Consider the following 13,016-nt stretch of genomic DNA (forward strand, 5'->3'; position numbering starts at 1 on the left):
AACCCCAAGATGGACGCGTTCGAACTCCCCGGTACATTGGCTCAAGCCCTGCAACACCGCGCAGCCCGCACCCCGGACCGCCTGGCTTTACGCTTTCTTGCTGACGATCCGCAGGGTGGGCAGGTGCTGAGCTATGGCGACCTGGACCAGCGCGCGCGGACCATCGCGGCGGCCTTGCAGGCCACGGCCGGGCCGGGCGACCGCGCCGTATTGTTGTTCCCCAGCGGGCCGGACTACGTGGCGGCGTTTTTTGGTTGCCTGTATGCGGGCGTGATTGCGGTTCCGGCGTATCCGCCTGAATCGGCGCGCCGTCATCATCAGGAGCGTTTGCTGTCGATTCTGGCCGACGCCCAACCCCGCGTCCTGCTGACCCACAGCAACCTGCGCCCGCCGCTGATGCAGCTGGACGCGTTGACCGCTGCCGACGCGCCGCCGTTGCTGTGTGTGGATGCGCTTGAGCCCGGCCTGGCCCGACAGTGGCAGCCCGTGGCGGTGCAGGCCGATGACATTGCCTTTTTGCAATACACCTCAGGCTCCACGGCCTTGCCCAAAGGTGTGCAAGTGACCCACGGCAACCTGGTGGCCAACGAAGTGCTGATCCGTCGCGGCTTCGGCATCGACCTCAACCCCGACGATGTGATCGTCAGCTGGTTGCCGCTGTACCACGACATGGGCCTGATCGGCGGCCTGTTGCAGCCAATCTTCAGCGGCGTGCCGTGCGTGCTCATGTCGCCGGCGTATTTTTTGACCCGTCCGCTGCGCTGGCTGGAAGCCATCAGCGAGTACGGCGGCACCATCAGCGGCGGCCCTGATTTCGCCTATCGACTGTGCAGCGAGCGAGTCAGCGACAGTGCGCTGGCCGGTCTCGACTTGAGCCGTTGGCGCGTCGCGTACTCGGGTTCCGAGCCGATCCGTCAGGACACCCTGGAGCGCTTCGCTGAAAAATTCGCGCCCTGTGGGTTCAGTGCCAACAGCTATTTCGCCTCGTATGGCCTGGCCGAGGCCACGCTGTTTGTGGCAGGCGGCCAGCGCGGGCAGGGCATTCCTGCGTTGTGTCTGGACGAACTGGCGCTGGCTGACAACCGCATCGTGGCCGGTGACGGCAGCGCGGTCATGAGCTGCGGCACCCATCAGCCGGAACACGCAGTCATGATCGTGGAGCCCAACCGTCTGTGCGTATTGGCAGACGATTGCGTGGGCGAAGTTTGGGCCAGCGGCCCAAGCATTGCGCACGGCTATTGGCGCAACCCTGAAGCCAGCGCCACCACCTTCGTTCAATTCGAAGGTCAGACCTGGCTGCGCACCGGCGATCTGGGCTTTCTGCATGACGGTGAACTGTTTATCACCGGACGCCTGAAAGACCTGCTGATCGTGCGCGGGCAAAACCTCTACCCGCAAGACATTGAAAAAACCATCGAGCGCGAAGTGGAGGTGGTGCGCAAAGGTCGCGTGGCGGCGTTCGCGGTGAATGTCAAAGGCGAAGAGGGGATTGGCATTGCGGCCGAGATCAGCCGCAGCGTGCAAAAAATCCTGCCGCCCGATGCGCTGATCAACGCCATTCGCCAGGCCGTGGCTGAGGCCTGCCAGCAGGCGCCGAGTGTGGTGGTGTTGCTCAACCCCGGCGCCTTGCCCAAAACCTCCAGCGGCAAATTGCAACGTTCTGCCTGCCGCAATCGTCTGGCCGATGGCAGCCTCGACGGTTATGCGCAGTTCCCCTCTCACGGCCCTGCGCAGGCGGACGAAGCGGACGCCGGGCGCGGCAGCGAGCTGGAAGCGTTGATCGCGTGGGTGTGGTGCGAACATTTGCAGGTCGAGCAAGTGGCCGCCGACGACCACTTTTTCCTGTTGGGCGGCAACTCGATTCTGGCCACGCAGGTGATCGCTCACCTGCAAGCAGAACTCAAGCTGGAGCTGAGCCTGCGTGTGCTGTTCGAAGCGCCGACGCTGGGGACGTTCGCGGCGCAGGTTGCCGTATTGCAACAGGCAGGCGGCCCGGCGCAGGGCGCCATACGTGCGTTGCCGCGTGAAGAGGGCTTGCCGCAATCCTTGGCGCAACACCGCCTGTGGTTCTTGTGGCAACTGGACCCGACCAGCCGCGCGTACACCATCCCCGGTGCATTGCGGTTGCGCGGTGAGCTGGATCAGGCCGCGCTGTGCAGCAGTTTTGCGCAGTTGATCGAGCGCCACGAGGCATTGCGAACGCGCTTTTACGAACGGGACGGGCAGGCGATGCAGCGCGTCGACGAAGCGGCCGGCTTCGACCTGCACCTCATTGACATCAGCGATCTGCCAGCCGATCAGCGGGAGGCCCGTGCGCGGCAGATCCGCGAGCAGGAAGCCTGCACCCTGTTCGACCTGGAGCAGGGGCCGTTGTATCGGGTCATGCTGGTCAAGCTCGATGAACACGAGCACCACCTGCTGCTGACCCTGCACCACATCATTGCCGACGGTTGGTCGCTGAACCTGTTGGTCGACGAGTTCTCCCGGCTGTACGCGGCGGCTTGCCTGGGTCAGTCGCTGCAACTTGCCCCTTTGGCCTTGCAATATGCCGACTACGGCAGTTGGCAGCGTCAATGGCTGGCGCAAGGCGAGGCGGGGCGCCAGCTCGATTACTGGACCCGGCAATTGGGCGATGAACACCCGGTGTTGCGTCTGGCCACCGATCACCCGCGTTCGGCCCTTAAACGGTCCAGCGCGGCCCGTCACACCCTCAAGCTGGATGCCGCCTTGAGCGACGCGGTGCGCACCGCGGCACATGCGCACAACGCCACGTCTTTCATGTGGCTGCTGGCGACGTTTCAAACGCTGCTCTACCGCTACAGCGGCCAGCGCGACATTCGCATTGGGGTGCCCAGCGCCAACCGTGCGCGCCAGGAAACCCACGGCCTGATCGGTTTCTTCATCAACACCCTGGTGCTGCGGGCCGGACTGGACGGGCGTTTGCCGTTCACTGAACTGTTGGCGCAAACCCGGCAGGTCACCCTGGAGGCACAGGCGCATCAGGACGTGCCGTTTGAACAACTGATCGAGGCACTGCCGCAGGCCCGCGAACAGGGGTTGTTTCAGGTCATGTTTAACCACCAGCAACGCGATCCGGCGGCCTTGCGCCGGCTGCCGGGGTTGCTGGCCGAAGAGCTGGACTGGCACAGCCGCGAAGCCAAGTTCGATCTGCAATTGCACAGTGAAGAAGATCGCCAGGGGCGGCTGACACTGTCGTTTGATTACGCCGATGAACTGTTCGAAGCCAGCACCATTGCGCGCCTGGCCGAGCATTACGTCAGCCTGCTGCACCAAGTCAGCAAAGCCCCGGAACAGGCAGTGGGCGACCTGCACCTCGTGACGCCCGGGCAATCCGCCGAACAACAGGCCTGGGGCGCCGCGCCTTGCGCTCCGGCGTCTGAGTGGTTGCCGCAACTGCTGGAGCAACAGGCCCAGCACACGCCCGACGCCGTGGCATTACAGTGGGACGGCGGCAGCCTCGACTTTGCCGGGCTGCATGCCCAGGCCAACCGCTTGGCCCAGTACCTGCGTGACAAAGGGGTGGGGCCGGACGTGCCGGTGGCGATTGCGGCCGAGCGATCCCCGCAACTGTTAATCGGCCTGTTGGCAATCATCAAGGCGGGCGGCGCCTATGTGCCGCTGGACCCGGATTACCCTGCAGAGCGTCTGGCCTACATGCTGGAGGACTGCGGCGCGGCGTTGCTGCTGACCCAGAGCCCGCTACTGCAAGCCTTGCCGGCGGTGCAAGGCGTGAGCGTGATTGCGATGGACCTGCTCAAGCTCGACACCTGGCCCAGCCATGCGCCGGGCCTGCACCTGCACGGCGATAACCTGGCGTATGTGATTTACACCTCCGGCTCCACTGGCTTGCCCAAAGGCGTGGGCAATACCCATGCCGCGCTGAGTGAGCGTCTGCACTGGATGCAGGCCACCTATGGGCTGCAGGCCGATGACGTGCTGCTGCAAAAAGCGCCGATCAGTTTTGACGTGTCGGTGTGGGAATGTTTTTGGCCGCTGATGATCGGTTGCCCGCTGGTACTGGCCGGGCCTGGCGAACACCGCGACCCGCAGCGCATTGCGCAAGTGGTGCAGCAATTTGGCGTGACCACGCTGCACTTTGTGCCGCCACTGCTGCGTGTGTTTGTCGACGAGCCGCAAACCGTGCACTGCCACAGCCTGCGTCGCCTGTTTTCCGGCGGCGAAGCGTTGCCTGCCGCGTTGCGTGACCGGGTGCTGGCGCAGTTGCCGAACGTGCAATTGCACAACCGTTACGGGCCGACTGAAACCGCGATCAACGTCACCCATTGGGCGTGCAGCCCGGCCGACGGCGAACGCTCGCCCATCGGTCGGCCGCTGGGCAACGTGCTGTGCCGCGTGCTCGACAGCGAACTCAACCCGCTGCCCGCCGGGGTGCCGGGTGAGCTGTGCATCGGCGGCATCGGTCTGGCGCGGGGTTACCAGCAGCGTCCGGGGCTGACCGCCGAACGGTTCATCGCTGACCCGCTGGGCGAGCCCGGCTCACGCCTGTACCGCACCGGTGATCGGGTGCGCTGGGGCGCTGAGGGGGCGCTGGAATACCTCGGTCGGCTCGATCAGCAGGTCAAGTTGCGCGGGTTCCGGGTAGAACCGCAGGAGATCGAAGCACGCTTGCTGGCGCAGCCGGGCGTGGCACACGCCGCCGTGGTGATTCGCGACACGGCCGCCGGGCCGCAGTTGATCGGTTACTACACCTGCGTTGAAAACCACGCGCTCGACAGCCAGTCACTGAGTGCCGCATTGGTACGGGAACTGCCGGAGTACATGGTGCCCGCGCAGCTCATGCAACTGGCGGCCATGCCCTTGAGCCCCAGCGGCAAGCTGGATCCGCACGCCTTGCCGTCACCGCAATGGTGCGTGCGTGAACACGTCGAGCCCGTCACCGCGCTGCAACAGCAAATTGCCGCCATCTGGCGCGAAGTGCTGGGGCAGGCGCGCATCGGGCTGCGCGATGATTTCTTTGCCCTGGGCGGGCACTCGCTGCTAGCCACGCAGATCGTGTCGCGGGTCCGGCAGGCCTGTGACGTCGAATTGGCGTTGCGCACACTGTTTGAAGCCAGTGAGCTGGGGGCGTTCGTGGACGCCGTGGCGCTGATTCAGGCAACCGGCACGCACAACACGCACTTGCCGATTGAAACGGTCGATCGCAGCCAGCCCGTACCCTTGTCGTACTCCCAGCAGCGCATGTGGTTCCTCTGGCAGATGGAACCCGACAGCCCGGCTTACAACGTCGGCGGAATGGCGCGACTTAAAGGTGTGCTGGATGTAGACCGTTTCGAGGCAGCCTTGCAGGCGCTGATCCTGCGTCACGAAACCCTGCGCACCACGTTCCCGAGCGTGGACGGGGTGGCTTGTCAGAAGGTTCACCGTGAAACCGGCCTGCACATGGCCTGGCTCGACCTCAGCGCCCTGGACCCAACCACCCGCCAGCAGCGTTTGCAGGCGCTGGCCGACACCGAAGCGCATCGCCCGTTCGATCTGGAAACCGGCCCGTTATTGCGGGCGTGCATGGTCAAGGCCGGGGAGCGCGAGCACTACTTCGTGCTGACCTTGCACCACATCGTCACCGAAGGCTGGGCGATGGATATTTTCGCCCGCGAGCTGGGTCAGCTCTATGAAGCCTTTCTCGATGACCGACTATCGCCGCTGGCGCCGTTGGCCGTGCAGTACCTGGATTACAGCGTGTGGCAGCGCCAGTGGCTGGAATCGGGCGAGCGTCAGCGCCAGCTCGATTACTGGACCGCCCAATTGGGGCATGAGCACCCGCTGCTGGAGTTGCCGAGTGATCGCCCACGGCCCCCGGTGCAGAGCCATCAGGGTGGGTTGTTTCGCTTTGACCTGAGTGATGAGCTGGCGGCCCGCGTGCGCCGTTTCAATGCCGAGCACGGTTTGACGCTGTTCATGACCATGACCGCCACCCTGGCCGTATTGCTCTATCGCTACAGCGGCCAGACCGACGTGCGCATCGGCGCGCCGGTGGCCAACCGCATTCGGCCCGAAAGTGAAGGGCTGATCGGCGCCTTCCTCAACACCCAGGTGCTGCGCTGCCAGCTCGATGCGCACATGAGTGTCGGCGCGTTGCTCGAACAGGTGCGTCACACGGTGATTGAAGGTCAGTCCCATCAGGACTTGCCGTTCGATCACGTGGTCGAAGCGCTGCAACCGCCTCGCAGCGCGGCCTACAACCCGCTGTTTCAAGTGATGTGCAACGTCCAGCGCTGGGAATTCCAGCAGCGCCGGGAGCTGGCGGGCATGACCGTCGAGTACCTGGCCAACGACGCGCGGGCCACCAAGTTTGACCTGAATCTGGAAGTCACCGACCTCGACCATCGGCTGGGGTGCTGCCTGACGTACAGCACGGACCTGTTTGATGAGCCGCGCATCGCCCGCATGGCCACGCATTGGCGCACGCTGTTGGAGGGGTTGCTGGGTGATCCGCAACAACGCCTGAGCGACTTGCCGCTGATGCACGCCGACGAACGACAGCAACAGGTTGAGGCCATGGCCGCCCCGGCAGGTGATTACGCCCCGGACCTGTGTATTCACACGCTGTTTGCCGAACAGGCGCTGGCGCGGCCCGAAGCCATTGCCTTGACCTTTGCCGGGCAACACCTGAGTTACGGCGAGCTGGACAGCCGCGCCAACCGTCTGGCGTGGATGCTGCGTGAACGCGGCGTGGGCCCGCAGGTGCGGGTGGGGCTGGCGCTGGAGCGCTCGCTGGAGATGGTGGTCGGCCTGCTGGCCATTCTCAAGGCCGGGGGCGCTTACGTGCCGCTGGACCCGGAATACCCGCTCGAACGCCTGCATTACATGATTGAAGACAGCGGCATCGGCTTGCTGCTCAGCCACCGCGCTTTGTTTGAGGCCCTGGGGCCATTGCCGCAAGGCGTGGCGCGCTGGTGTGCCGAGCAAGACGGCGCGCAACTGGCCGCCTACCCGACTGCCGAGTTGCCGTTTATCAGCCTGGCGCAGCATCAGGCCTACCTCATTTACACCTCGGGTTCCACCGGACAGCCCAAAGGGGTGGTGGTGGCCCACGGCGAAATCGCCATGCATTGCCGTGCGGTGATCGATAGCTTCGGCATGCGCCCGGACGACTGTGAACTGCATTTTTACTCCATCAACTTCGATGCGGCGACCGAGCGGTTGCTGGTGCCGTTGCTGTGCGGCGCACGGGTGGTGTTGCGCGCTCAGGGGCAATGGGACGCGCAAGAGATCTGCCAGCTGATTAGTGAACAGCAGGTCAACATTCTGGGGTTCACCCCAAGCTACGGCAGCCAACTGGCGCAGTGGCTGGCCACGCAACAGCAGACCCTGCCGGTGCGCCTGTGCATCACGGGCGGCGAAGCCCTGACCGGTGAGCATGTGCAACGGATTCGGGCCGCGTTCCGGCCGCAACAGTTTTTCAACGCCTATGGCCCGACAGAGACCGTGGTCATGCCGCTGGCTAGCTTGGCGCCCGAGCAACTGGAGGAGGGCGCGGGCAGCGTGGCCATCGGCCGCGTGATCGGTGCCCGCGTGGCGTACATTCTCGATGCCGGGCTGGCACAGGTGCCGCAGGGCGCCATCGGCGAACTGTACGTGGGCGGCGCCGGTCTGGCGCAGGGCTATCACCAACGCCCGGGCATGACCGCCGAACGCTTTGTGGCTGACCCGTTTTCTGACGTGGGCGGACGGCTCTACCGAACCGGCGATCGGGTGCGCCAACGCGCTGACGGGCAGGTCGAATACGTGGGCCGGGTCGACCATCAGGTCAAAATCCGAGGCTTTCGCATCGAGCTGGGGGAAATCGAAAGTCGCCTGCTGGAACACCCGGCTGTGCGCGAAGCCGTGGTGCTGGCGCTGGACCTGCCCGGCGGCAAACAACTGGCGGCGTACCTGGTGTGCGACCCGGCGCAGCAGGACGAGGCCCGGCAAGCGGCCTTGCGTGAAGCGCTGAAGGCCCGGCTCAAGGTGCAGTTGCCCGATTACATGGTGCCGACCCACCTGATGCTGTTGGCCAGCATGCCGCTGACGGCCAACGGCAAGCTGGATCGGCGTGCTTTGCCCAGCCCGGACCCCGAGCTGAACCGTCAGCACTACGTGGCCCCCAGCAACCCGCTGGAACAGCACCTGGCGCAGGTCTGGTGTGACGTGCTGAACCTGGCGCAGGTTGGGCTCAACGACAACTTCTTTGAGTTGGGCGGCGACTCGATCCTGTCGATTCAGGTGGTCAGCCGCGCCCGGCAACTGGGCATCCATTTCAGCCCGCGGGATTTGTTCCGGCATCAAACCGTGCAAGCGTTGGCGAGCGTGGCCACGCGCACCGAGCAGACCACGGCCGAACAAGGGCCACTTACGGGCGAATCGGCGTTGACCCCGATCCAGCACTGGTTCTTCGACACCGACATGCCGCACCGCGCGCACTGGAACCAGTCGGTGCTGTTGCAGCCGACCTTGCGCCTTGAGCCCGAGCTGCTGGAACAGACGCTGGTGGCATTGCGGGCGCATCACGATGCCTTGCGCCTTGGTTTTGAGTGCCACGCCGGGCAATGGCGTGCCCAATACCGGAGCGATGCCGATCAGGCGCTGCTGTGGCAGGCCCAGGTGAATGACTGGCACGCCTGCGAGGCCCTGTTTGATGAGGCCCAGCGCAGCCTCAACCTGGACCGCGGGCCGTTGCTGCGGGCGCTATTGATCGACGGGCCGCAGGGTGAGCAACGCCTGCTGTTGGTGATTCACCATCTGGTCGTTGACGGTGTGTCCTGGCGGGTGCTGCTGGACGATCTGCAAACCGCTTATCGCCAACGGGCGGCGCAGGCGCCGCTGAACCTGCCCGCCAAAACCAGCGCCCTGCGTGACTGGGCCGAACGTTTGCAGGCCTATGCCGGCAGCGACGCCTTGCGCGAAGAACTGAGCCAGTGGCAAGCGCAACTCAACGGGCCACAGGTCGTGTTGCCTTGCGACCGGCCGCAGGGCAGCCGGCAAAACCTGCACGCGCAGACGGTCAGCGTGCGTCTGGATGCCGAGCGTACCCGTCAATTGCTGCAACAGGCGCCGAGCGCGTACCGCACACAGGTCAATGACCTGTTGCTGACTGCGTTGGCGCGGGTCATGTGCCGCTGGACGGGGCAACCCTCGGCGTTGGTGCAACTGGAAGGCCACGGCCGGGAAACGCTGTTCGACGGCATCGACCTGAGCCGCAGCGTGGGGTGGTTCACCAGTGCCTATCCGGTGCGCCTGACCCCGCCGCTGAGCGACGATCAGGGCACTTCGATCAAAGCCATCAAGGAACACCTGCGCAGCGTGCCGCACAAGGGCCTGGGCTATGGCGTGCTGCGTTACCTCACCGACAACGCAACCCGCCAGGCACTGGCCGCATTGCCCGAAGCGGCGGTCACGTTCAATTACCTGGGTCAGTTCGACCAGAGTTTTGCCAGCGATGCGTTATTCCGGCCGCTGGATGAACCGGTGGGGGCGGCCCATGACCCGCAGGCGTCGTTGCCCAACGAGTTGAGCATCGACAGTCAGGTCTACGGTGGCGAGTTGCTGCTGCGCTGGACCTTCAGCGCTGACCGATATGAAACGACCACCGTGCAGTTGCTGGCGCAGGACTACCTGCGCGAGCTTGAGGCGCTGATTGCGCATTGTGTGAGCGACGGTGCCGGTGGCCTGACGCCGTCGGACTTCCCGCTGGCCGCGCTCACTCAGGCGCAGCTGGACGCGCTGCCGGTGCCCGCCGAGTGCATCGAAGACGTGTACCCGCTGACCCCCATGCAGGAAGGCATGCTGTTGCACACCTTGCTGGAGCCGGGCACCGGGTTGTATTACATGCAGGACCGCTACCGCATCAACAGCGCGCTGGACCCGCAACGTTTTGCTCAGGCCTGGCAAGCCGTGGTCGCACGGCATGAAGCGTTGCGTGCCTCGTTCTGCTGGAACGCCGGTGAGCACATGCTACAAATCATTCATCGCCCCGGCGCCACCGCCGTGGATTATCAGGACTGGAGCGATGCGCCGCAGGAAGGCCACGAAGCGCGGCTGCAAGCGTTGCTCAAGCAGGAACGTGAAGCCGGTTTCGACTTGCTCAACCAGGCGCCGTTCCACCTGCGGCTGATCCGGGTGGGGGAGGCGCGCTACTGGTTCATGATGAGCAACCACCACATCCTGATCGATGCGTGGTGCCGCTCACTGCTCATGAGTGATTTCTTTGAAATCTACAGCGCGCTGGGCGAGGGTCGTGCGCCGCAGTTGGCGCTGGCGCCGCGCTACCGTGACTACATCGGCTGGTTGCAACAGCAAAACCTGCAACAGGCCAACCAGTGGTGGCAACGCAACCTGCAAGGCTTTGAACACACCACCTACATCCCGAGCGACCGTCCGTTCCTGCGCGAGCATGCGGGCGACAGCGGCGGCATGCTGGTGGGCGATTGCTACACCCGCCTTGAGGTGCAGGACGGCGTGCGGCTGCGGGAACTGGCGCAACAGCATCAGTTGACCATCAACACCTTTGCTCAGGCAGCGTGGGCGTTGGTGCTGCGCCGATTCAGCGGCGAGCGTGACGTGTTGTTCGGCGTGACCGTGGCCGGTCGTCCGGTGGAGCTGCCACAGATGCAACACACGGTCGGGTTGTTCATCAACAGCGTGGCCCTGCGGGTACAGATGCCGGAGGACGGTCAGGCGCTGGGCGTGCGTCAATGGTTGAGTCAACTGCTGGCGCACAACATGGAACTGCGCGAGTACGAATACCTGCCGCTGGTGACGATTCAGGAGCGCAGTGAGTTGCCAAAAGGCCAACCGCTGTTCGACAGCTTGTTCGTGTTCGAGAACGCGCCCGTGGACATGTCGGTCATGGACCGGGCCCAGCACCTGAAGGCCACCTCGGACTCGGGCCGTACCCATACCAACTTCCCGCTGACGGCTGTGTGCTACCCCGGTGATGACCTGGGCCTGCACCTGTCTTATGACCAGCGTTACTTCGAGTGCAGCAGCGTCGAACGGCTGTTGTCGGAATTCAAGCGCCTGCTGCTGGCGTTAATGGACGGGCTGGAGGGTGACATGGCGCAGTTGCCTTTGCTGGGCGACCGTGAGCGTGACTTCTTGATCGACGGTTGCAACCAGAGCCAGCGCGACTACCCGCTGGAGCACAGTTATGTCCAGTTGTTCGAAGCGCAGGTGGCGGCGCACCCCGAGCGGATTGTGGCCAGTTGCCTCGATCAGCAATGGTGCTACCGCGAGCTCAATACGGTCAGCAACCGCCTGGGGCATGCCCTGATCAACGCCGGTGTGCGCCCGGACCAACCTGTGGCGTTGCTGGCGGAGCGCGGTTTGCCGTTGCTGGGCATGATGATTGGCAGCTTCAAGGCCGGGGCCGGTTATTTGCCGCTGGACCCGGGGCTGCCGGGCGCGCGCCTGAGCCGACTCCTCGACCTCAGCCGCGCGCCGTTACTGGTGTGCACTGAAGCGTGCCGGGAACAGGCCCAAGGGTTGATCGACGACGCCGGGTGCCCGATCCGTCCGCGCCTGCTGGTCTGGGAAGAGGTGCAGGCAGCAGCGCTCGCCGAGGATAATCCGCAGGTCTACAGCCAGCCCGACCAGCTTGCGTACGTGATTTACACCTCGGGCTCAACCGGTTTGCCCAAAGGCGTGATGGTGGAACAGCGCGGCATGCTCAACAACCAGTTGAGCAAAGTGCCGTACCTGCAACTGACCGAGCGGGACGTGATTGCCCAGACGGCCTCGCAAAGCTTTGACATCTCGGTCTGGCAGTTCCTGGCGGCCCCGTTGTTCGGGGCGCGGGTGGCGATCGTGCCGAACACCCTTGCCCATGACCCGCAGGCGTTGTTGGCGCAGGTCACTGCGCAGCGCATCAGCGTGCTGGAAAGCGTGCCGTCGCTGATTCAAGGGATGCTGGCGCAGGCGCCTGTGCCCCTCGACGGCTTGCGCTGGATGTTGCCGACAGGTGAGGCGATGTCGCCGGAACTGGCCCAGCAATGGCTGGCGCGGTACCCGGAGATCGGGCTGGTCAACGCCTATGGCCCGGCGGAATGTTCGGACGACGTGGCGTTTTTCCGTGTCGATCAGGCGTCGACCCAGGGCAGCTATTTGCCGATCGGCACCCCGACCGACAACAACCGGTTGTTTGTGCTGGACAGCGCCCTGCAACTGGTACCGCTGGGCGCCGTGGGCGAGTTGTGTGTGGCGGGCACCGGGGTAGGGCGCGGCTACGTGAGTGATCCGCTGCGCACCGCCATCGCCTTTGTGCCGAACCCGTACGGCGCGCCGGGTGAGCGTTTATACCGCACCGGCGACCTGGCCCGACGTCGCCTGGACGGGGTGCTGGAATACGTGGGGCGCATCGACCATCAGGTGAAAATTCGCGGTTACCGCATCGAGCTGGGGGAAATCGAAGCGCGTCTGCATGAACAGCCGCCGCTGCGTGACGCGGCGGTTGGCGTGCAGGAGGGCGCCAATGGCAAGTACCTGGTGGGGTATTTGGTGGCCGCACCGTCGGCGCTGAGCCATGGCGAGGCGCTGCAGCGCATCCAGCAGCGTCTGCGGGCCGAACTGCCGGAGTACATGGTGCCGCTGCACTGGACGTGGCTGGGGCGGCTGCCGCTCAATGCCAACGGCAAACTGGACCGCAAGGCGTTGCCGGCACTCGAGATCGGCCAACAGCCGCGCGAAGATTACCTGGCGCCGCGCACGGAGCTGGAGCAGACCCTGGCCGATATTTGGGCCGAGGTGTTGCAGGTGGACCGGGTGGGAGTCACTGACAATTTCTTCGCGTTGGGCGGGCATTCGTTACTGGCCACGCAAATCGCCTCACGGGTGCAGAAGGTGTTGCAACGTAACGTACCGCTGCGGGCGATGTTTGAGTGCAGTTGCGTACAAGCGTTGGCGCAGTACATCCAGGGGCTGGACGACAGCGAGATCAACGAAGAGAAGGTCGACCGTCTCAGTGACTTGATGGCGGAACTGGAGGGGCTGTAATCCACGTT

The 13,016-nt window shown here is 64.7% G+C and carries 1 protein-coding gene; it reads left to right on the forward strand.

The annotated features are described in order from the left end of the window. Positions 1–9: 9 nt before the first annotated feature. Positions 10–13,008 carry a non-ribosomal peptide synthetase gene (locus TU74_RS15580; RefSeq protein ID WP_048377021.1) on the forward strand — a complete coding sequence of 4,333 codons (12,999 nt, stop codon included), beginning with the start codon at positions 10–12 and terminating at the stop codon, positions 13,006–13,008. Positions 13,009–13,016 lie beyond the last annotated feature (8 nt).

Origin of the sequence: Pseudomonas lundensis (genome assembly GCF_001042985.1) — a bacterium.
GTDB classification, from domain to species: Bacteria; Pseudomonadota; Gammaproteobacteria; order Pseudomonadales; family Pseudomonadaceae; genus Aquipseudomonas; species Aquipseudomonas lundensis.